Origin of the sequence: Patiriisocius sp. Uisw_017 (assembly GCF_047731265.1) — a bacterium.
Taxonomy (GTDB): domain Bacteria; phylum Bacteroidota; class Bacteroidia; order Flavobacteriales; family Flavobacteriaceae; genus Patiriisocius.
Map to the genome: position 1 here is coordinate 860,589 of NZ_CP159835.1, position 23,295 is coordinate 883,883.

18 protein-coding genes are annotated in these 23,295 nt (G+C 35.7%); 5 read left to right on the forward strand and 13 right to left on the reverse strand.

Going from position 1 to position 23,295, the window contains the following annotated elements:
• Nucleotides 1-323: 323 nt before the first annotated feature.
• Nucleotides 324-572 carry a hypothetical protein gene (locus tag ABXT67_RS03940; protein ID WP_415375985.1) on the reverse strand — a complete coding sequence of 83 codons (249 nt, stop codon included), beginning with the start codon at nucleotides 570-572 and terminating at the stop codon, nucleotides 324-326.
• A gap of 1,155 nt (nucleotides 573-1,727) precedes the next feature.
• On the opposite strand from ABXT67_RS03940, the gene mmuM reads away from it, so the two are divergent.
• A complete protein-coding gene (mmuM, locus tag ABXT67_RS03945) occupies nucleotides 1,728-2,654 on the forward strand; it encodes a homocysteine S-methyltransferase (RefSeq protein WP_415375986.1) in 927 nt (308 codons plus the stop codon).
• Between the two features lie 570 nt (nucleotides 2,655-3,224).
• On the opposite strand, the gene ABXT67_RS03950 is transcribed toward mmuM, so the two are convergent.
• Nucleotides 3,225-5,114 carry a B12-binding domain-containing radical SAM protein gene (locus ABXT67_RS03950; RefSeq protein WP_415375987.1) on the reverse strand — a complete coding sequence of 630 codons (1,890 nt, stop codon included), beginning with the start codon at nucleotides 5,112-5,114 and terminating at the stop codon, nucleotides 3,225-3,227.
• Nucleotides 5,115-5,359: 245 nt separating this feature from the next.
• Here ABXT67_RS03950 and ABXT67_RS03955 point away from each other — a divergent pair, with 245 nt between their 5' ends.
• Nucleotides 5,360-6,565 (forward strand): hypothetical protein, encoded by a 1,206-nt coding sequence (locus ABXT67_RS03955; protein ID WP_415375988.1) that lies wholly within the window; start codon nucleotides 5,360-5,362, stop codon nucleotides 6,563-6,565.
• 493 nt (nucleotides 6,566-7,058) lie between these two features.
• Nucleotides 7,059-7,436 carry an SUMF1/EgtB/PvdO family nonheme iron enzyme gene (locus ABXT67_RS03960; protein ID WP_415375989.1) on the forward strand — a complete coding sequence of 126 codons (378 nt, stop codon included), beginning with the start codon at nucleotides 7,059-7,061 and terminating at the stop codon, nucleotides 7,434-7,436.
• A gap of 179 nt (nucleotides 7,437-7,615) precedes the next feature.
• On the opposite strand, the gene ABXT67_RS03965 is transcribed toward ABXT67_RS03960, so the two are convergent.
• The 9 genes from ABXT67_RS03965 to ABXT67_RS04005 form a co-directional block, all read right to left on the reverse strand.
• Nucleotides 7,616-8,293: a type 1 glutamine amidotransferase domain-containing protein gene (locus ABXT67_RS03965; protein ID WP_415375990.1), complete on the reverse strand. Its 678-nt coding sequence runs from the start codon at nucleotides 8,291-8,293 to the stop codon at nucleotides 7,616-7,618.
• Between the two features lie 103 nt (nucleotides 8,294-8,396).
• A complete protein-coding gene (locus ABXT67_RS03970; RefSeq protein ID WP_415375991.1) occupies nucleotides 8,397-9,029 on the reverse strand; it encodes a nitroreductase family protein in 633 nt (210 codons plus the stop codon).
• Nucleotides 9,030-9,039: 10 nt separating this feature from the next.
• Nucleotides 9,040-9,492 (reverse strand): MarR family winged helix-turn-helix transcriptional regulator, encoded by a 453-nt coding sequence (locus tag ABXT67_RS03975; RefSeq protein ID WP_415375992.1) that lies wholly within the window; start codon nucleotides 9,490-9,492, stop codon nucleotides 9,040-9,042.
• On the reverse strand, nucleotides 9,492-9,917 hold the full coding sequence (locus ABXT67_RS03980) for a hypothetical protein (protein ID WP_415375993.1): 426 nt from the start codon (nucleotides 9,915-9,917) through the stop codon (nucleotides 9,492-9,494). Before ABXT67_RS03980 ends, ABXT67_RS03975 begins: the two co-directional genes overlap by 1 nt.
• Nucleotides 9,918-10,121: 204 nt before the next feature.
• Nucleotides 10,122-11,162 (reverse strand): aldo/keto reductase, encoded by a 1,041-nt coding sequence (locus ABXT67_RS03985; RefSeq protein ID WP_415375994.1) that lies wholly within the window; start codon nucleotides 11,160-11,162, stop codon nucleotides 10,122-10,124.
• Nucleotides 11,163-11,263: 101 nt separating this feature from the next.
• Nucleotides 11,264-12,241 (reverse strand): OmpA family protein, encoded by a 978-nt coding sequence (locus ABXT67_RS03990; protein WP_415375995.1) that lies wholly within the window; start codon nucleotides 12,239-12,241, stop codon nucleotides 11,264-11,266.
• Nucleotides 12,238-12,450, reverse strand: coding sequence for a hypothetical protein (locus ABXT67_RS03995; RefSeq protein ID WP_415375996.1), 213 nt, complete (start codon nucleotides 12,448-12,450; stop codon nucleotides 12,238-12,240). The genes ABXT67_RS03990 and ABXT67_RS03995 overlap by 4 nt, the downstream gene beginning before the upstream one ends.
• Nucleotides 12,447-12,779 carry a hypothetical protein gene (locus ABXT67_RS04000; protein WP_415375997.1) on the reverse strand — a complete coding sequence of 111 codons (333 nt, stop codon included), beginning with the start codon at nucleotides 12,777-12,779 and terminating at the stop codon, nucleotides 12,447-12,449. Before ABXT67_RS04000 ends, ABXT67_RS03995 begins: the two co-directional genes overlap by 4 nt.
• Nucleotides 12,776-13,540, reverse strand: a complete 765-nt coding sequence (locus ABXT67_RS04005) for an exodeoxyribonuclease III (protein WP_415375998.1) — start codon at nucleotides 13,538-13,540, stop codon at nucleotides 12,776-12,778. The genes ABXT67_RS04000 and ABXT67_RS04005 overlap by 4 nt, the downstream gene beginning before the upstream one ends.
• Before the next feature lie 244 nt (nucleotides 13,541-13,784).
• Here ABXT67_RS04005 and ABXT67_RS04010 point away from each other — a divergent pair, with 244 nt between their 5' ends.
• Nucleotides 13,785-17,198, forward strand: a complete 3,414-nt coding sequence (locus ABXT67_RS04010) for a hypothetical protein (RefSeq protein WP_415375999.1) — start codon at nucleotides 13,785-13,787, stop codon at nucleotides 17,196-17,198.
• 81 nt (nucleotides 17,199-17,279) lie between these two features.
• On the opposite strand, the gene ABXT67_RS04015 is transcribed toward ABXT67_RS04010, so the two are convergent.
• Nucleotides 17,280-20,225, reverse strand: coding sequence for a GEVED domain-containing protein (locus tag ABXT67_RS04015; RefSeq protein ID WP_415376000.1), 2,946 nt, complete (start codon nucleotides 20,223-20,225; stop codon nucleotides 17,280-17,282).
• Nucleotides 20,226-20,454: 229 nt separating this feature from the next.
• A complete protein-coding gene (locus tag ABXT67_RS04020; protein ID WP_415376001.1) occupies nucleotides 20,455-22,674 on the reverse strand; it encodes a T9SS type A sorting domain-containing protein in 2,220 nt (739 codons plus the stop codon).
• A 232-nt stretch (nucleotides 22,675-22,906) separates the two neighbouring features.
• Between ABXT67_RS04020 and ABXT67_RS04025 the strand changes: the two genes are divergently transcribed.
• Complete coding sequence (locus ABXT67_RS04025; protein ID WP_415376002.1) at nucleotides 22,907-23,263, forward strand: hypothetical protein; 357 nt, start codon at nucleotides 22,907-22,909, stop codon at nucleotides 23,261-23,263.
• Nucleotides 23,264-23,295 lie beyond the last annotated feature (32 nt).

The window sequence follows — 23,295 nt, forward strand, 5'->3', positions numbered from 1 at the left end:
TCTTTAATAAATGAAGCGTTGTCCGATGGTAAAACGAAACAAGTTTAGCAATTTCTTTAGGGAAATTTGATTTTGAATCATTTCAGCATTCGTAAAGAAAATAACTGATAGATTTAAGTAATAAAAAAGACTGGCAATGGATTAAAAATTTGTTACTTATTATCAATTCACCAAAGTAAACACAACCGTTAAATTTTGCTTTAGTACTTAAAACCCAAAACAAATCTCATACAAACATTTAAAACAAAACACTTCCAAAAAAACAAAAATAGTTAGTAACTAAAACCAACCATTTTTATAATTTATTCAGAATTATTTAATTACTAAGCCAAAGCATTTTGTGGTGCCCAACTTGAACATAACATCTTTGAAGCTGCCTTTTGAGGGTTTGCACAAGATGATTTTTCGTATCTAGCGCAAGTTCCACAATTTGGATCATTTTTTAAAACTGCCTTCATTTCAAAGCTATCACAAGTATAACTTGTATCGACAGTTACACCGTGAACTTTACATCTACTGTTAGATGTTATACTTTCACAATTCACACAGCTGTTTCCTATTCTGATAGACATAATTTTATTTTTTTAATTATTATTATTTAAATGTAAATGTTTTGGTCTTTAGAACAAATACAAATAACTAGTTACGAGCTATTTGTATTTAGACTGTCTTAAAATAGCACAAAACACTTAATCATAAGTACTCAATTATTAATACGTTACATTACAATAAATTATATTTCAAGTAGCCATCTCCTATACTCACATAAGCAAAGATCAGCGGTTGTTGATAAACATATTTCCAAGCTTGATGCTCGGTGAGCAGTCTTCCTTTGAATTTAGCGGTCTCGTAATTTATACACCTAAAATTAATAAAAAATGGTCCTCCTTTAGTTTGCCTCTATTTACCACCAACTTAACTATTGGTGATTATTCTCACAGATACAGTACCCAACAGCTGCAGTTAGGTCTGGATTATAAACAGGCCTTCCAATTCGGGTTGGGAATTGACCTTACCTTTGCGAGCGAAAATGAAGAGTATTCCTTCTCCCTAAATATTGGCTTTTTTGTTCGGATAACACCATAAGATTATTCGATCACGTATTTCCACTTGTGGTCTACATTCAATTTCGTAGCCGAATCACATTGATTTGGTTTCTGAGGAATTTCTAAAACGGAGTATTATCAGTACAAAATTAAAATTAGACCATTAATAATAAAATAAATGCCCGCGTTCAACACAAGGCTAATTAATTGCTGACTCCACATGTTCTCCAAAACAATATAGAATAGATGAATAAGGGCATCTTTAATGTGATAAAAGCAAGGTACGAGTGAATAAAACCAATGGTAAAAACTATAAAAGGTATTTTAAAAGGTCTCTTCTATCTCGACCAGACCATTTAAAAGAAGTGCTCACCAAAAGAGCAGCAAAAAATGCAATCAAATTGTACAACGAAATAAGATTATATTTATCTTTAGGTTATGGAGCAGCAAATATAAGTTTAAAACCAATTTAACCTGTAGCCGCATTTCAGGACAAGAAATTTGAACGGAATAGTTAAACAGGATGCGGTCAAGTGTATGAGCTGATTAAAAAACTAAATGTAAAAAATTATTCTTGAACCGAAAAAAGTCCTTGAATGTTCGGGATCTTATTATCGTTTTATTTTTAAGACCCAAACGGAACTCCGTTAGAGATTTATTTACAATAACTGAATTAATCAAATGAGAATTGATCCCCTAATAAAATCTAAACACCCATTCATAATAGATGGAGGTCTATCAAATGTATTAGAAGAGCAAGGGTGTGATTTAAATCATAAATTATGGACTGCTCATTTATTAGAAAAAAATCCTGAGGCTATCATTCAAGCACATTCTGATTATCTTAAATCGGGAGCTCAATGCATTACTACATCCAGCTATCAAGCATCTATTCCTGGATTAATCGCTATTGGTTATAACAGAGATACAGCTGAAAAACTTATTATGAAATCTATTCAATTAGCTGAGGTTGCAATTAAGAGGTCTTTGGAATCAGGTCTTGTTCTTTTTCAACCTCTAATTGCTGCCAGTGTAGGACCTTATGGTGCTTATTTGGCAGATGGCTCTGAATATCACGGCAATTATGGTGTCACTGATGAAATATTGAGAGCATTTCACCTTGAAAGAATTAGAATATTAGACCGTTCAAATGCAGATATTCTGGCCTGTGAGACTATTCCAAGTTTTCAAGAAGCAAGAGTGCTTTCAGATCTCTTAAATCATGTTTCCAAACCTGTTTGGATGTCCTTATCGTGCAGAGATGAGCAACATTTAAATGATGGGTCAAAAATTAAGAACATTGTTTCAATTTTTAGAAATCATCCAAAAGTTTTTGCTATTGGCGTCAATTGTACTAACCCTAAATACATTTCAGGAATAATAAAGTGTATAAAAGCAAACGCAGGTAATAAAAAAATAATTGTGTATCCTAATTCGGGAGAGGCATACAATGCTAAAAGTAAAACTTGGTTGGGTATATCAGAACCAAGATTGTTTGTTAAAATGGCAAAAGAATGGTCGAAGTTAGGGGCTCATATTATTGGTGGATGTTGTAGGATTGGTCCTGAGCATATTAGAAATATTAGTAAGGTTTTAGTCAAAAATTAATGTTGTAAAATCAAAATAAATACTAGCGCTATGTGAAAATGCATTAATCCGCATTTTAAACTAAACGGCCGCCAGAACCTTAGAAAATATAAACTCGCAGCCTTATTATTATTTTATTAGTCATTAATTTATAAATAATACGATGCCTAACACATCCGTATTTATATATCGCTCGTCATTAGTATTGGGCACGAGAGCGAACCTACGGCAAACGGTGCTTTCCGATATCTATTACCAAGTCTTTTCGCTAACGAAAGTATTGGAATAGATGAAACCATTAGTATCACTCCAAATCCAATATCGCTAGGGTATAAAAGCTTTTTAAAACGAGGAAAAAAACCTTTAGAGATTGTGTATACTCCTTTTAGGCAAAAAAGTTATTGATCAAACTATTGCCACTAATCGATTAAAATTAAATGGCGTAAAAACGGATGTTTATCTTGTTCAGGTCAAATCAAACAATTCAACAACAACAACAAAAGTTAATAATAAGATAATTATTCTGAAATTTCAATAGCCTATAAAAAAGTGAATTGGAATTGACTAATAATTCGGCTATAATAGCTACTCTTATTCCGTTAAAGTGGTCTTTAAAACTCCTGTCTTAGGTAAAAAACTTTCAATTAAATTCTCAGAGTGACTCGTTGGTAGAACAGGAAAATCAAACCAATGTTGCAATTCTTTTTCAAACCCAAGGGTATTTAAGTAACTATCCAAGGCACGATTTAATCCAGCAGTATATATTGGATGATCTGCTCCTAGTGGATCTTCATGCCATAAATCGTTTTGAGCAAATCCTTCAAAATCAGGCCCCGTTATTTTTATTCCAAAATCTTGAGGGTTTTGACCAATTGGACTGTGAATGGTAGTTGTAAATTGGTGCCAAAAAGCAGACTGAATACAGTTTTTCTCAAATAATTGCCGTACAACTTCCAGTGAATCAATCGTTTCTTGCTCCGTTTGCGACGGGAACCCATACATAAGATAAGCATGAACCAGTATTCCTTGCTCAGAAAAATTATGCGTAACTCTCGTAACTTGGGCAATATCAACTCCTTTTTTCATCTTAGCCAATAATCGGTCTGAGGCTACTTCTAAGCCACCAGTAACAGCAATACAACCAGATTTTTCCATAAGTTGACAGAGCTCTAGCGTAAAGGTCTTTTCAAATCTAATGTTGGTCCACCAAGTGATGCTTAGATTTCTTTCTAATAATTTTTCTGATAAAGCCCGTAACATTTTGGGGGGTGCCGCCTCATCTACAAAATGAAAACCAGTAATACCGGTATCGACAATGATTTTCTCAATTTTATCAACCAAGTCATTTGCCGTAGTGTTTTGGTAATTGCCTATGTAATCTAAGGTAACATCACAAAACGAACATTGTTTCCAATAACATCCATGAGAAATAGTCAATTTATTCCATCTCTCATCCGTCCACATACGGTGCATAGGATTTACTACATCTAAGAAAGACACATATTTTTCAAAAGGCAATCCCGCATAATTGGGTGCAGGTAAGTTTCTATGATGGTAAATAGTGTTTGGGGTTTTGTTCTTGTAAACCACTCGATTATTTTCAAGCACAAAGGTTCTTTCTAGTTCATTAATGTCAATCGTATCTTCAACATACTTTACTATTTTCAGCAAAGGTCCTTCTCCATCGTCTAATGAAATAAAATCAATAAACTCAAAAATCCTTGGGTCTTCAAGAGAGCGTAATTCTGTATTGCAATACCCACCTCCAAAAGCTATTTTAATGGCTGGGAAAAACTGTTTTATAAATTGAGAACAACGCAAAGCTGCAAACAAATTCCCAGGAAAAGGGATGGTAAAACAAACTAAGTCTGGGGTGTGCTCCTTAATTCGTGCTTCTAAAATGGTAAACATTTCATCTTCAATAAGCGTAGGTTGATAATTTAAAACCTCATCTAATTGATCAAAGCTACTTGCTGAAGTGGCAATTTGCTCTGCATATTTAGTAAACGAAAAAAACTCATCTACATTTGCTGTAATAAAATCTCCTATTTCTTCGATAAACAAGGTTGCGTGATGCTTTGCTTTATCTATCACTCCAAGTTCCCCAGCTACCCATTGTATGTCCCTATTGACCTTCATTAACCTATGGCCTATTGGCAAAAAACCGGTCTTCAATATTTTTTTAGCTGTTCCTATATCCTGTTTTTGCAGAAAAGCAATTACAACATCAACGCTGGAGATGTACCGTTCTTTCTTTTCTCGAATTTGCGGATACTGAAAATTTCCTAAGTCCTGCGCTTCCTTAAAAATAGCCCGCAAAAAATCACCTGTAAATACCGAGGTGAATAGCTCAATACTTAAGTCCATATGCGCAACAGACACCTCTTTTTCTTCTAAAAACCCCTTGATATAAGAAGTTGCTGGATACGCTGTGTTCAATTGCGTAAACGGTGGTGTAACTAATAAGAGTTTTGCTTGCATGTGGCAAAGATAGAATTCTTTACAAAGATATTGATGGAAACGTACTCTTTAACAATTGTCTGAATATTTTGGACACTGCTTTGAATAGGGCTTCATTTTGAATACATCCAGACAAACAAAATCAATCAAATAAAAACGGTAAATGCAGATAACACGGTAGGTAATTAATAAATTCTCAACGTTATTTTTAAAACAAAATCTTGTAATTTTGGAATCTAAACTTTTCATCTACTCAAAAGGTTTGCATGCCAAATAAAAAAAACACAGATTCTAAGCTACAAGGAATAACGCGCTTAATCATAGATGCTACATTAGAAGTAACAGACCTAGTGGAGGCTATGCACAGACGCATCGTCCATCCACCCTTTTTACCTTCCACCCCTATTCAACATCTCATTACTGATATTGCTGGGGCTGGATATAAAAACATTAGATGGGGCACTCAATTTATTGGCAAAGCAGCAGATAAAGCTTTGGGGCGTCTTAACTCTGTGATGGGTACTATTAAAACAACAGAAAAACGGGAAGTAATGCAATCTGTTTTAAATGGATTGATTGGTGACCATCTTGAGAAAACAAATAATGCTTTAAAGATTAATATGCAGTTTAGACATCTTGGAAAAGCATTGCTTATGGATCGTAAAGGTATTTTAGATGCCTACCCCACCGCAAACGGAAAAATCTTATTGATGGTGCACGGCTCCTGCATGAATGATATGCAATGGATGCACAAAGAACACAATCACGGTAAGGCGCTAGCAGAGGCATTTGATCAAACGCCTGTATATCTTCATTATAACAGCGGTCGCCATATTTCGACCAACGGACAGGAGTTAAATACATTTTTAGAAAAATTGGTGTCGCTATGGCCTGTGGCGGTGAAAGAAATCACCATTGTTGCGCACAGTATGGGTGGTTTGGTTTCTAGAAGCGCCTTGCATTATGGCCAAGAGCAAAAACAGCCTTGGACAAAGAAACTCAGAAAAATATTCTTTCTTGGCACGCCGCATCACGGTGCATCATTAGAAAAGGCCGGTAATTATGTTGAAGTCATTTTAAAGGCAATTCCATACGCAAAGCCTTTTGCGCGACTGGCTAAAATAAGAGGTGCTGGTGTCACAGATTTAAGATATGGGAATCTATTAGACGAGGACTGGCAGGATATAGACCAACATAGTATTCAAGGAGATCAGAGAACACACGTGCCTTTGCCTAAAAAAATAACCTGCTATGGAATCGCGGGTGTTGCAGCAAAAGAGACCGCTTCTAAAACTAAAAAGAGTCTAGGAGATAATTTGGTAAGCACTAAAAGTGCCTTAGGACAGCATAAAAATCCTGCTAAAAATCTAGATTTTATAAAAGAACACACCTTGATCGCTTATGAGAGTAATCATACAGACTTATTAGGCAATCTGGAAGTTTATACTCAGATAAAAAAGTGGATGTGCTAATTTAAGGTTAGGCTAAGTTCTAATTTAGATATGTGTTATCGTTGTTAAAAGCGATATTCTGTGATTCCATCATATTTCAGAGATTTTTTCATCAATAATGACTCCTTAGCCGTGCAAGAGATAACATCATCGCTATATCTTTATTTTAGAAGATAAAGAAGCTTTGGATACACTAGGGCGTAAAGCAGTTACTTGCCCACATTGTTCAGAAAAGCGTATCCGTGCCAACGTTACGTTTTTAAGAGATGTAAGAAGAAAGATATGCTGAATAGTTATTTGTATTGCTTACTGTCAGGCTATAGCATAAGAAAGAGTGCGTTAGAACTATATTTTTATTTTTTTACTTCTTATACTGAAAAATAAATTAATTTAAAAACTGTTTCATATGCTCAATTTGAATCATTTGTAAATGAAAATGGCTATATCACTGATGCTGAAAAATACGGATGGTCCATCGTTCAAATAGATGTTTATAGTTATACAACGGTAGAGAATGCTACCCAATGGTGTCCATAAAGTTTCTTCTAGAGCACTTCCAGTTACACAGGTAAGCTTTAATGATGCGGTAGCCTGTTGTGAATGGGCAAAAAAGAGGCTTCCTAGCTATAATGACTATTGGGACATTGTAAAGAATGATACTCGGGTGATTGTATTATATAATAAATTCCCGATTTCTGAAGTAGACACCGTAAATATAATTGGCAATGTATGGGACATTACAAAAAATAAAAATTACCACAAGGTACGACTTGCTGGCGGCTCACTGTTTTGCTCTGAAAACACCTGCCACGGGACTATTAAGAAAAGAGAACTATTTGTTGATGAAGAAACTGGAAATACAAATATTGGCTTTTCCGTTATTGATTTATAAACCAATTTAATGATTTGTAAATATTAAGACCTATGAAGTCGATTCCGTAGTTGGCATAAATTTCGAGGATCTTATTGTTTTTTCTCTACTCATTTTCTTTTACTTATTTAAAACTAGCAAACGAAAAAACATGAGCCTATACCAACAAAGATATAGGCTCTTTTTATATTATATAAAAACTATTTTGTAGCATCAAATAACTTTTCTGCTACTAGTGTAGAAGAGGCAGGGTTTTGACCCGTGATTAAAGTACCATCTTGCAACACATATTCAGCCCAGTCCTCTCCTTTTGAGTAAATTCCTCCATTTTCTTGTAAGATGTCCTCCACTAAAAAAGGAACCACGTTTGTTAATCCTACAGCAGCTTCTTCAGAGTTGGTAAAACCAGTTACTTTTCTACCTTTTACTAAAGGATTTCCATCCATACCTTTTACATTCTGTAAAGCTGCAGGTGCGTGGCAAACAAAAGCAATAGGCTTTTGTTGCTCATTAAAAGTTTCAATTAATTTGATAGACGTTTTATCTTGAGATAAATCCCATAAAGGACCATGTCCACCTGGATAGAAAACAGCATCATAATCTGCAGCGTCAATAGTCGCTAGCTTGTGAGTATTATTAATCTTTTCTTGTGCTTCTTCATCTTTATCAAATCGCTTAGTAAATGCAGTCGCAGCATCTTCTGAGTCACTTTTTGGGTCTATAGGTGCTTTGCCTCCTTTTGGTGTCGCCAATGTAATTACTACGCCTTTATCCTTAAGCGTGTAATATGGACCCGCAAATTCTTCTACCCAAAATCCAGTTTTTTCTCCTGTGTCTCCTAATGTATCGTGTGATGTTAATACAAATAATATCTTCATTGTTTTTCTTTATTTAATTACTATTTTATTTGTTCTACTATTAATAAAAGCAAGGCTGTTGCTCTTTTTTTGTGCTTTCCATAATTTTTTATCTCAGGAACAATTAGTCCACTATCGTAACTAGATCATCCTTACTTTTTCTAACTTTTACCATATCTACTAACCAATCTTCTGAGGCATCTCTATACCCAATTGGAAGCAGCACAGAACTTCGCAATCCCTTTTCTCTTAATCCGAGAATTGCATCTACAGCATCCGCATCAAACCCTTCCATAGGTGTCGCATCAACTTCCTCAAATGCAGCGGCTGTTAAAGCCGTTGTAAATGCTATATACGCCTGCTTAGCCGCATGGTTAAAGTTAACCTCTGCATCTTGTTTTGGATATATTTTTAATAGTTGCTTGCGATAATTTTCCCAGCCTTCATTCTTAAATCCACGAAGCTCGTTTGTAAGGTCAAACATATAATTAATCCTATCTTCTGTATAGGTGTCCCAAGCCGCAAATACCAATAAATGGGAACATTGAGTAACTACAGATTGATTCCAAGCTACCGGCTTAATCCTTTCCTTTATCGCATCGTTGGTCACCACAAATATTTCAAAAGGTTGCAAGCCACTAGAGGTTGGAGCTAAACGCGCCGCTTCTAAAATTCTATCTATCTTATCTTGTGGGACTTTTTCGCCATTCATCTTTTTAGTAGCGTATCTCCATTTTAATTTTTCTAATAATTCCATGCTGTTTCTTTTAATTGTTCTTATTTGATAATACGATGATTAATTCATCCAGTGTTTCTTTTAAACGAACGATATCTGAAAGTTCAATGTTTTCTGTAAACAATACCTTTAATAATTTGTCAGGAATAGGTGTGGCCTGATTTTTAAGAGCATCTCCTTTTTTGGTTAATTGAATAATAATACTTCGTTCATCTTCAATAGAGCGTTTCCTTCTTATTAAGTCAGAGTTTTCCATGCGCTTTAATAGCGGAGAAACCGTATTGGTATTTAAAAGCAATTTTTCTGAAATGTGATTAACGGTTACACAATTATTCTCCCACAAAACCATCAACACTAAGTATTGAGGATAGGTAATTCCCATTTCATCCAGGTATGGTTTATATGCCTTTGTCAACAGCCTTGATACGGAGTAAATTGGAAAACAGACTTGATTGCCTAGTTTGAGTTGTTCTGGTGTCTCCATTATGATGTAGTTTTATTTGTTCTCCAAGACTTCCAAGCTCCCGATGACCATAGCGCCCAAACAATTAACACAGGCTGAAAAAACAAACGTATTAACCTAGCGTTGTCTGAATTTAATGCTCCAAACGCATCTTTACCATCTAAATATTGCGCTATATTTCCAGGAAATATTAAAACAAAAAATACAGCTAATGCCCAACCAAAGTGTACTCTTTTACTTTTCCAAAAAGCAAGACCCAATCCCAAAACAATTTCAACTATTCCTGAAAGAATAACAACTAGGTCTTTACTCATAGGCACCCAATCTGGAACCTGAGCTTGAAAAGCTATTCTATTAAATGACAAATGACTGAAACCCGCATATATCATAAATACAGCTAAGAGCATTCTGAAAACATTTTGAGTTGTCGTTGTTGCTTTTATCATGAAAAGAGTTTATCATACGCCTATTTGTATCGCGCACGACACAAATATACAAGGACAGTTTATTTTCCTCCTTAGGTTTAAGAATATATTAGCATATAATTCAATTAACAATTGATTGAAGGAGGCATATTTACTAAAAATCAGCGTATTACAAAACAACATTGATGGAAAGGAAATCCACCCTAGTTCTCTCAGAAAAACAATCTATGCCGCCGGGTTTGGCATTTGCTCGTGCACATTTTGAATCTCATTTAATACTTCCGCTGAAAGGGAAATAGCGATACTCCCAATATTCTCCTCTAGTTGCTTTATAGACGTTGCTCCTATAATATTACTGGTAACAAAAGGTCTGTCATTTACAAATGCCAATGCCATTTGAGTAAGACTTAAATTGTGTTTTTTTGCAATTTCGTTGTATGCTTGCGTCGCTTTAAACGACGACTCGCTCGAGTATCTTGAATAATTTGGAAACAAAGTGACTCTTGCATTTTCAGGTTTTTTATCTTCTAAATACTTCCCTGATAACATTCCAAATGCTAATGGTGAATACGGTAGATATCCTATGTTTTCCATTTGTAAAACTTCGGTCAAGCCTACTTCATCTCTTCGCTGCAACAAACTATAGGCATTTTGTACTGAAACCATTTTTCGTTTACCCTTGCGGTGTTCTTCCATATAGCGCATAACCCCGAATGGGGTTTCATTACTTAAACCAATATTTCGTACTTTTCCTTCTTTGACAAAACCCTCTAGTCGCTCTAAAATTTCGGCTATGTTATCATCCCATTTCTCGTTGGTGGCGTGATTATAATCTCGCACACCAAAAATGTTTACACTGCGCTCTGGCCAGTGTAATTGGTATAAATCCAGGTAATCTGTTTGTAATCGTTTAAGGCTTTTATGCAATGCATCTTCCAGCGATGTTGGACTAAAATCTAAATTATCCCTAATGTCAGCAAAAATTCCACGGCCTGGTCCAGTGATTTTTGAGGCAAGAACAATGTCTTTTCTTTTACCTGTTTTAGCCAACCAAGTTCCTATAATTTCTTCGGTACGACCCAATGTTTCCGTGGTAAAAGGAACGGCATACATCTCTGCTGTGTCAACAAAGTTGATTCCTTTATCCAGCGCAAAATCCAGCTGTTCGTGACCTTCCTCTTCCGTATTTTGTCTGCCCCACGTCATGGTACCTAGACATATTTTAGAAACGTTGAGATCTGTATTTGGGAGCGTTGTATATCGCATATTCTATTTAATCTATATTAATAAATTTCAACTTAATTTTTAGAATATGTATAAATGACATTTATTATCTTGTTCATATTGCATATCCATTTTAAGCTTAACTACATCTCATTAAGTAATTTAGAGATCTCGTCTAATTTAGGTGTCAAAATCACTTCAATTCTTCTGTTTTTTGCGCGACCTTCAGTAGTAGTATTATCCGAAATTGGCGCATACTCTCCTCTACCTGCTGCTGTTAAATTATCTTTAGGGATGTTATTGTTTTCGGTTAAGATATTTACAATAGCGGTTGCTCTTTTTGTAGACAAGTCCCAGTTGTTTTTAATCAACCCCTTTTCTCCATAAGGCACATTATCTGTATGGCCTTCAATTAATACTGCTATCTCTTTATTATCTCCAAGCACTTTTCCCAGTGCCACAACTGCCTCTCTACCCCTTTCATTTACATCCCAACTTCCGCTAGCAAAAAGTAATTTGTTTTCCATAGAGACGTATACTTTACCATCGCGCTGCTCTACCGTTAATCCATTTCCTTCAAAATTTGATAATGCTGCCGAAATAGCATCTTTTAAGGCGCTCATTTTTGCATCTTTTGCAGCGATTATACTTTCTAGCTCTGCCACGCGTTGCGAACTTGCCTCTAATTCTAGTTGTGCTATTTGAAGCCGTTTTTCTTTGGCTTCTAAAGCTTGTTCTTTTTGATTTAACAGGCGTTCTTTTTCTTCTAACTGTGCCAATAATTTTCGGTTGCGCTCTAAATTTTCAGTCAGGTTTTCACTGCTGTTTTCAGCAAGAGCATCATAGCTATCTTTTAGTCTATCGTAGCTAATTTTCACGCCGGCAAGATCCATTTCGGCCTTCGTTCTTGCTGAAGTTAGTTTGTCAATCTTCGCATTTAATTGTTGCACATTTACTTCTTGGGCATTGCCACTTGTGCCTTCTAATTGAGAAAAGAGCTCTGCATTTTCAGACTTGAGCGTGCTGTTGTTATCTTTTAATTCTTTGTAAATTTTTGGAGAGACGCAGCTACTAGCAAAAATGGCGATTATAAGGGCAATGCATTGATTTTTGAAACTCATATCTTATTGGGATTTATTTTACTTCTTATTAGGGTTACAACAGTAACGAGTATTGTGAAAAGTATTGTGTTTTTAACTAAATTTAAATAATAGAGTTTGTTTGATATTTCTGCGTACTCCTTTTCAATATTCGTTATCATCTCGACTAAATCACCATTTACGAGCAACGCTGCAAACAAAATGCTAACAGCAATAAAAAGTCGAATCATTGGTGTTTTTCTAATTTTTTCGACCCAAAACAACTGTGTAAAAAAGGGATCGCTAGCACTATGATTATAAAACCCCACGAATATTCTCCGTGAATTTTATGCAGTAAACTGTACTCGTATTTTGTGAATGAAAAAATCTCCATCGTGACAATGTACAACAGATAAAGAATCCCTGAAATTTTTACAATTTCCAAGGCTGTTTGGATTCCTGTTCCTATGATTACCTTAATTTTTCTTTTCAGAAAAATCATGCCAATAGCACAAATCAATAAGGCAATACTAAAACCAGTAAAGACAATATCCAGTAATATGTCTTTTAAGTTTATCATAAAGACAACTCCACCATATGCGGGCAATGATCACTATGCACAGCCGCTGGAAGTATAACGCTGCGTTTGATCTTTTCTTGTAATGGTGTTGCAACCATATTATAGTCTATTCGCCATCCTTTGTTGTTAGCACGAGAGTTCGCACGGTAACTCCACCATGTATAATTATCTGGCTCCTTGTTTAAATATCGAAAACTGTCAATGAAACCACTGTCCATAAAATCACCTATCCATTTGCGTTCTGCAGGTAAAAAACCACTGGTGTTTTTATTTGCCACAGGATTATGGATGTCTATTGCTTCGTGACATATATTATAATCCCCACAAATAACAAGATTGGGTATTTCTTGTTTTAAGGTGTTTATATACTCTTGGAACAAATCCATATATTCCAATTTATGATCTAGTCTAGCACTATTGGTTCCGCTTGGCAAATACAAACTCATCACACTAACATCATCAAAATCTACACGTATGTTTCGGCCTTCAAAATCCATACTTTCTATCCCAGTTCCATACTCCACGTGGTTTGGTTTCTGTTTGCAAAAAATAGCAACACCGCTGTATCCCTTTTTTTGGGCACTAAACCAATAATGATATGGATATCCGGCAGCTTCAATTTCTGCTACTTCCACTTGATTTTTATTCGCCTTTGTTTCTTGTATGCAAACAACATCTGCTTGCGTAGTTTGCAACCAAGCTAACATTTCTTTGCGCATTGCAGCTCTAATTCCATTTACATTATAACTTAGTATTTTCATCTTAATTAAATATTTGATATGAAGGAGGTCGGAATGCCCGTATAATAAATCATTTTTAATTTACTATGGTGCTCAAGCATTTTATAGTTGCAAAATTAAATAACATTGTATTTTTACAAGAACGCTTTGCTGAAAGGTTTTCATAAAATAATCAACAAAAAGTAAAAAGCTACGTTAAGTTATTAGAATATTTTACTAAATCCCTAGTTTGTGATTTCTAACCGGAGTCATCCCAAAATTCTATATGAAGTTTAGCTCCCTATTTTTAATTTGTTTTATAACCATTTCTGGGTTTGCTCAGGAGGTGACTTCAAACTATAGGACTAAAAAAATGGTGGTAAATGATACGATAAAAATTGATAGTATTTCCCTTAATCCCTCTTCATTTAGGGTCTTAGATGCAAAAGGAATTCTAGCAGACTCCACAAAATATAGCATCGATTTTAAATCAAGCACACTCCAACTTTCCGCTGCGCTAAAGCAAGAAAATGATTCCATTACTATTGAGTATCTCGTTTATCCAGAATTTTTAACACGAGCATATTTTCAATTTGATGAGCGTCTCATTATTGAAAGCACGGGTGCGATGGAAAAATTATACTCGCTAGAACAAAGCTCCAACGACAATACGTTCACGCCTTTTGACGGCCTTAATACACAAGGGAGTATTTCGCGAGGTATCACTATTGGGAACAATCAAAACACGGTTGTGGATTCTCAATTAGACCTACAGATTACGGGGAAATTGAGTGATAAAGTTTCGATTAGAGCATCCATTCAAGATGCTAATATACCTACACAGTCTGGTGGCTATTCTCAAAACTTAGATGAATTTGATCAAGTATTTATAGAGCTTTTTAGTGATAATTGGAACATTAGAGCCGGTGATGTAGACTTACAAAACACCGATAGCTATTTTGCAAATTTCACTAAAAAAGTACAAGGAATATCTCTGGGGGGCACCGTTAACCATGACAGCGGAGCTAAAACTACCGCATTTGCCTCTGGTGCTTTAGTGCGTGGCGTTTTTTCAAGAAGTACTTTTGTGGGACAAGAAGGAAATCAGGGACCTTATAAACTAGTGGGGCCCAATGGCGAACTGTTTGTCCTCATTGTTTCAGGAAGTGAGCGTGTATTTGTCAACGGAATTTTACTAGAGCGTGGTGAAAACGAAGATTATTTAATAGATTATAACGCGGGAGAAATTAGGTTTAACCCAACCTATCCTATGACTGCGAATATGCGGATAAGCGTAGAATATCAATTTACCGATAGAAATTATACCCGATTTGTTGGGTATGGAGGTGGCGGCTACACTAGCGAAACCTTTGATATTGGCGCCTATGTTTATTCTGAAAATGATGCTAAAAACCAGCCATTACAACAAAATTTAAGCGAAGAACAAGTTGCTGTTTTACAAGCTGCCGGAGATGATATGGATTTGATGAATGCTCCTTCAGCAACTCCCGATACTTTTGAAGAAGGTAAAATTTTATACCGAAAAGAAATAGTAAACGGTGAAGAAGTCTTTGTGTTTTCACAGGACACAAATGATGAACTTTTTAATGTTAGATTTACATTAGTTGGTTTTAATCAAGGAAATTATATTCTAAGTAACACCAATGCCATCAATAGGATTTTTGAATATGTAGCTCCTATTAATGCCGTGCAACAAGGAAACTTTGCTCCTTTTATACGACTTAATGCCCCAAGTAAACTGCAAATAGGTGGGGTAACAGGGGGGTACCATCCAAGTGAAAAAACAGCTATCAAATTTGAACTTGCTGGGAGCAATAGTGATCTCAATCTGTTTTCAGATATTGATGATGGTAACAACGACGGTTTTGCCGCACATTTAGAAGGGCGTCAAAATATTATCACAAGTCCAGACAGTTTAATTGTAGCTGCTGTGGGGAGTTTTGATTATGTAAATCAAGACTTTAGAAATATTGAACGAATTTATAACATTGAATTTAATCGTGATTGGAATCTTGAAAACCCAACTGGTGACCAACGATTTATTACGGGAGGTGCTGAAGTTTTAAAAAATAAATTGGGCTCCGCTAATTACAGGTTTCAGAATCTTAATTTTACTGATAATTATGACGGAACGCGTCACGAAATAACAACGAATTTAAATTTTGACAAACTAAGGATAACAGGACAAAGTAGTTATTTAGATAGCAAGAGCGATTTAAAAACCACAAAATTCTTTAGAGGCAATGCTATTGCTGCTTATAGTTTTTTAAAATCATGGATAGGAGCAAAGACAGGTTTTGAAAATAACGAAGTAAAAACAATTACTGAAGATAGTCTGACGCCTTTAAGCATTAAATACAATGCCTATGAAGTATTTGCAGGAATTGGGGATAGCACAAAGGTTTTTGTTCAAGCTGGGTACCAGTATAGAACCAACGATAGTTTACGAAATGGAAGTGTGCAACGTGTGGATCGAAGTAACACCTTTTATGCAAATTCTAAAATACTAAATACCCAAAACTCACAATTACAAATTTTTGCAAACTATAGAGTTTTAGACCTAGTAGCTACCGAAGAAACAGAACAATCTTTAAACGCACGTATTCTTTACAATCAAACACTATTTAAAGGATTGGCACGTTTTAATACCACCTTACAATCGAACAATGGTGTGATTCCGCAGCAAGAATTCACCTATGTGCAAGTAGATCCTGGAGAAGGCATTTACACTTGGAACGATTATAATGATAACGGAATTCAAGAATTGGATGAGTTTGAAGTCGCTCAGTTTCAAGACCAGGCAGATTTTGTTCGAATCCTGTTACCCAATCAGATTTTTATTAAAATCAGAGAGAATAGATTTGGACAATCTCTCACGTTGAATCCACAGCGTTGGAATAGTAAAGAAGGTTTATTAGGGATTCTTTCTCATTTTTACAATACAACCTCATATGTTATTGACAGAAAAGTAAGAAGAGCGAATGAAGATTTTAATATTAACCCTTTTAAAGATGGTGGCGAAAACCAACTAGGCTTAGTCTTAAATTTTAGAAATGCCTTATTCTTTAATAGAGGAAAACAAAAGTATACTACAAGCTATACCTACCTTTCTACAGCCACAGACAACTTACAGTCTTTGGGCTTACAATCTTCACGAATAAAGAATCATCAACTAAATTTTACTCATAAATTTTGGGAAAGCTGGCTTATTTCAGCAAGGGGAATAACGGGAACTAACGAAAGTACTTCAGAGAATTTTGCGTCCAGAAATTATAAATTAGACAGTTCTGAAATGAACCCAAAAATTTCCTATTTACTGAATAGTCAAACACGATTTGATGTATTCTATAACTTCATAAATAAAGACAACACTGTAAACGGTGAAGAATCATTAGGTCAACAAAAATTAGGGGTTGCATTTGCATACGCCAATGCTGAAAAAATTTCACTTAATGGAGAATTCACATATATAGACAATAATTTTACTGGTAGTTCATTTACACCTGTGGCGTATCAAATGTTAGAAGGATTACAACCAGGAACTAATTTTACATGGACTGCATTAATTCAAAAAAGAATCACGAAGTATTTGGACGCGAACCTCACTTACAACGGGAGAAAAAGTGAAACCAGTACGACGGTTCACACGGGTAGTGTTCAATTGAGAGCTTTCTTTTAATATGTTTTTGCATTCTCGAAACTCAATAAAACAAAAAATGGCGGGAAAATCCCGCCATTTTTATATTCAAAAACTATTCTATTATTTTACAATAATACGCTTTACTTTGTTTAAAGATTCTGTACCAATCTTAACGAAATATACTCCAGAAGAAACATAAGACATATCAATTGTTTTGTTAAATCCAGTTCCATTATGTTCTAATGTATAATATGCTAATGTTTGCCCTAATGTGTTGTAAATATACACTGGCAAATCATTGGTATAAGAAGTACTATTAAACGTAAGATCAAAATAGTTTTGGTCTTGACTTGAGATTACAAAATTAGCCTCTGCAAATGGTGAGTCATCAAATCCTAATACACCTGTAACGTTTGCTGTATAGTCATTTGTTCTACCAAATTGTAAATCGTCACAAGGATCTGTTACATCACCAGCAGTACTTTCATCTTCTCCTCTTAATCGCATAAGATGCATACCAGTTGTTACTCCAGAAATTGCAGAGAAATCAATTGTAAAGTTAAAATCAGAATTTTCATTCGCCACAAGTTCATTCGCCACGAGTTCATCTGCTTCAAAAGAACTATTATCATTGAAATCTATCCATAATGCAAACTCAGAATCAGCAAATCCCATTTGTAAAGTTCCATCAAAAGGGTTGTCATTCAATACAAAGTTAAAAACGACATCAGTATTGTCTGTATATCCTGTAGAACTACAGTCAACATTTATATTTTGATCTGCAAGTTCAATTTGAGTGACACCATCACCAAATCCTTCACAGTCAGACTCTGGTTGGCAAATAAAGTTAAAGACATCAACTGTAATATCATCATTTGTTTCATCTGCATCGCCAGCAAGTTCAGTTCCAGCTACTAATGTGTATGTACCCAATGCTGATAAATCGGCTGTGGAAGTAAATGAATACGTATCTGTTGCTCCTTGAACTATAGAACCCGTATATGTTTCGGTAACTGGAGTTCCACCATCCAAGGTATAAAATACTGGGATACTAGTTTGTATTGCAGCACCAAAGTTTTCGATGGTTACAGTTACTACTTCAGCATTAGATAACCCTGTTCCAGACGTAGGGGATGTAATTGCTACTACCCCCGTGTTATTGTCATTTAACGAAGTTATATCTTGACAAACCTCATCATTCGTAGGAATTTCGTCGCCTGGTAAATCCGTTCTTGCACATAGGTTATATGTTTGACCATCTACACTCATATCTGCGGTTGCTGTAAAAGTATAATTTACATTACTTGCTGGTGGGATAGGGCCGGCAATTATTTCTGTAACCGTTGTACCGCCATCTATTGTAAAACTTACCTCAACATTTGATTGTGGCAGTGTACCAAAATTACGAACGATAACCGCTACCGCTTCGGTAGTTGTTAAATCTCCATCAGTTGGAGAAACAACAGCAATTACTCCCGTGTCAATATCTGAATCTGCTGCAATTTTAAAACGCCCAACATTGGCAGCCCTTAAATTAGCATTAGGAGTATCTGCAGTATGTACTTCATTAGTAAAATAGAACGTAGCGTCATCACTAGGATCAATGTCAATTTTACTATAATCGCCGTAACGGCCTCCTTGAATAGGGCCATCTCCAATTGCAATGTCATCTTCGATAACACTCATTACACCTGGAGGATCTGATATAAATCTACCGGTATAATAAGAGCCTACTTCGGTAGTTCCATTTCCTTGAACACTCATAGCGGTATATCCCATTCCAATGTTTCCTTGACCATCCATCATCAAACTAGCATTCCAAGCGTGCTTACCGTCTGGTGAAGAATAAGTCCCTTCTTGAAACAAAGCCCATGGAGCTCCGTCTGAAGCTTGACGAAATTCATACCACCTTACAGCAGCTCTTTTTCCTGAACTTGGATCTATATCGATAACGTGATTAAATACTGCAGCATTATGGGTTGTAAATTTTCTAAACTGTGCTTGGTTCATAATAATACCTTGAAGTGCATCTAATAATTGACCTCCATTAGGCTGGGGTAAATTACTAAAAGAACCTCCATCAAATATAGATGTAAATGGAGTTACCGGTATTTCTTGAGGCGCAGTAATGGATGAATTCCCGGGAGTGGCAAAATCTACATTAGCACTCCAGAATTTGATGTGATCTTCTGTAATACCACCATAAGAATCATCTTGAAAAAATACAACAGGCGCATTTCCTGCTGCTGGCATGTTCCCGTCTGTTACATTTAAAGCCTGAGGACTAGCAAATCCAAAAGTCCCGATACCTGGCAGTTGAAAGCCTTGAATTGATGCTGTAGCATCACCAGCTAACATTGCAGCACGATCCATAGCGTATAATCTGTTTCCGCCAGATTGATCAGTTAAATAATAACCATCACTCCAAACTGAAAGTTTATTGTAGTCATTTACTGCGCCAATATTGTATATGTTCCAATCTGTGGTTACTGGATTTCCTGTTTGCGAAACTGCTATTTGAGCGCCTCCGCCTAAAAATGAAATCACCCATCTATCTGCTGCGTTATCATAGGACACCGTTAAATCACAACATCCATTCGAAGGAAATATTGCAGGAAAAGGATTTGTATTTCCTACTAGCTCTGCCCCATCTTTATCAAAAATGGCAAATGCTGTATTCCAAACTACAAAGACATGATCAGGCCCTACAGCTAATGCAGGATCTGTTGGATTTGAACCTGTATACCCAGCATCCCAAACAACATCCGCTGTTCTTCCTTTAACCGTTCCTGTAAGAGGATGTGGGTTTTCAGAAAGCAAATCTCCCGTTGAACCTTTTCCTGCAATTATTTCTCTTTTTGGTCTTCTTATTTTAGAATATCTTCCGTCTTTTGCCTCTCCTCTAGCCTCTGGTAGAGTAAGTTCGCTCATTTTAGAAGCTAATGAAGGAGTTACAGCGACTAACTGTATGTTACCAACATATTCTGGTTTTGAAGGCTCCACTTGTGCCTGTAATATAACTGTTGCAAATATTAAAGCAATCAGCATTGATAATTTAAGTTTCATTTGTTAGGGTTTTATTATTTAAGTGGCTCAAGGTAGGGGTTTCTTAAGAGGTGTTAAGAATTTTAGGAGCAATATCTTTATAATACAAATGCTTAAAATCTACTTTTTTTCTAATAAACACAATGCTATTGACCCTAGTGACCTGTAAGCTCGAATAAAGGAAATTGCTAAAAACAAAAAAGGAGACTCTATGATAGAGTCTCCCTTTAGGGAATAAAATTAAATAGTGTTACTTAACAATAATTTTTGCTGTTTGATACGTATTAGATAATTGGTCACCCATACGAACTAAATAAATCCCTGCTGCCGCATAAGACATATCTAAAGCATAATTATAATCAGATCCTTCCTTTTCTAAATTGTTAAATGAAACAATTTGACCTGCCATATTCATAACCTCAAACATCATAGGACCATTATACGATGTGTTTATTTGTATGCTAAATTGATTGTTTGGTAAGGTTACTACAACGATACTTGAATCACTTAGCGGCAAATCATTAGAACCTAATGTTCCTTCACCATCAATACTAACCTTAAAAGGGTCGTTTTCTGGATTCGTATCTCCCGCAAGGTTAGTAGTTGTCTGCACTATAATATTTCCGCCATCAGAAAGATCAGCAGTTTGTGTAAAAGTATAAGAAACAGAGGTTCCAGAAGCTATAGTACCGTTAAAATTTTCAGTTACTGTAGGTTCACTATCCACCGTATATTGAACTTCAGGATCTGTAATATCATTGACGCCAAAATTTCTAATAGTAATTATAATAGGTTCCGTTGAAGTATATGTCCCGTCATCAACTGGACTTTCAACATTAATTACTCCTATATCGTTAGCTCCTGCTGGTTCTATTAAAAATTGTGCTACCATATTTCGTCTACTTCCAAGGAAGTATTCTGACACGTGCCAAAAAGAACCATCTGTTAAATCATTGGTAAGATGCGCATAATCTGCATATCGTGTGTTAGAATTATTTGTTGTGCTTTGTACAATAAGATTTTCTCCTGCTGTCATAATATTTAATGGATCAGAAGCTCTTCTACCTGTATATTGAAGCGCAATTCTTTCAGTATTACTCATTGAGCTATACCCCAAACCAATATCTCCATCAGCATTCATAGCCATACTTCCTGCCCAGGCATGTTTATTTCCAGTAGGTGATGTATAGGTTCCTTCTTGAAAAATCTCCCAATCATCACCGTCATTATCTTGTCTTAATTCATACCATCTAATTCCTGCTTTCTCATTAAGACCATCACCGTTTGAAGAAACTACATCTACAACAAAGTTAAAGATAGCTGAGTTGTGATTTGGAAACCTCCTATACTGAGCTTGATTCATAATAGTAGCTTGCATTGCATCAACATCTGGCCCTCCTCCGGGCTGATCTAAATTAGCAAAACTTCCACCATCAAAAACACTAATAAAAGGTGTTGTATTAATAATTTGCGGTGAAGACATAGATGAACTTCCTGGATTACCCCAGTTTATCGTTGCACTCCAAACCTTCAAGTGGTCTGTGCTTACACCACCCCAAGCATCATCTTGTAAATATACTATAGGAGCAGGCGTTCCTGAAGGAGCTCTTTGATCGTCAGTTGTATGAAATGCACTTGGGCTATAAAAGCCACTTGTAGAAATACTAGGAAGTGGTAATGCAACAAATTGCGCAGGATTACCATTAATCATCTCATTTCTCTCTACAGCAAAAACTCTATTTCCACTTTGTATATTCGCGGTTACCATATAAGTGTCGGCCCAGACTGCAAATTTTGTGTAATCTGGAAATGCTCCCGTACCAAAACCAGTAGTATACACGTTCCATCCGTCGTTAACAGGGTCTGGCCCTTGACATACTGCTACATTAAATCCATTTGGATTGTTATCAAATTGAGTAATTACAAAACGGCCTTTAGGCTCGCCAGCTCCATTATCTACATCCGCATCAAAAAACACAATAGGATCTCCAATAGCGTTACCAGGGAACAAAGTGTTCAATGAAGCCGCTGGGGTTAAAGGATTTCCAGATTTATCAAAAATTCTAAATGCAATATTCCATGCAGCTATATAATGATTGGGACCAACCGAACCGGTGGGGTCAGAAGGTGTCGCGGTAGAAATTGTCGAATTAAATGTTTGAACAGGAGTTCTATTTAAAAAAGTTTCTGCGTCATCTTGAAGCAACATCTTAGCGTCTAAAAAAGTACTAGGCGTACCTTTTCCAGGAATAACATTATTCCGTTTTTTCCTTTTAGGATATCCCCTCTTATTGGAATCATCTTCTGATGGCAAAAAGCTTCCATTTCTGATTTGTTCGGCAATACTGGGCACCATTATTGGACCTTGGACCATACCAAATTCAGAAGGTGGTGTAGTCTGGACTTGTTGTGCGAGTGCCCCTGAAGACACTACTAGCAACAGCGCCATAAAGTAGTTTTTAAATGTCATTTTAATATATTTTAGTTGATTTATTTAAATAAGTATAAATTTACCACGTTTTGTTTAAAACACAGCATTTAAAAGTCATAATTTTCTCATTATAAGGACCGAAATTGTCAGTAAGACCACAAAACCTCTCATATAGCCCAAACAATTCTTTTAAAATATTGATTTATATTTTTTTCATTAAGGCACAATAATTGTAATTTTATAACATAAAAAACTTAAACAACTTAAAACCATGATAGTACGTTCAATTTTATTTACATTACTTGTTTTTACGACAGCTTGTTGCAGTTCAAAAAAAAGCAGTGCTAATGCAACTCAAAAACCCAATGAAGCGATTATGACAGATGCAAAAATGATGGAAGCAGGATTTAAATCTGGGACTATTGTTGCAAGCAAAATTGAAGGAGATTGTCAATTTACCATAGAAATGACTGGAGAAAAACTTTACTTTTTAGATCCAATTAATCTAGAGGAACAATATAAAAAGGACGGAATGGAAGTTTGGTTTACATTTACTGGTCTCAGAATGATGAACCGATGCGAAAAAGCAAACCCTATTAACGTAAACGAAATACAAATGAAAAAATAGTGGGAAGTGGCAGTATACGCTTATTAATGATA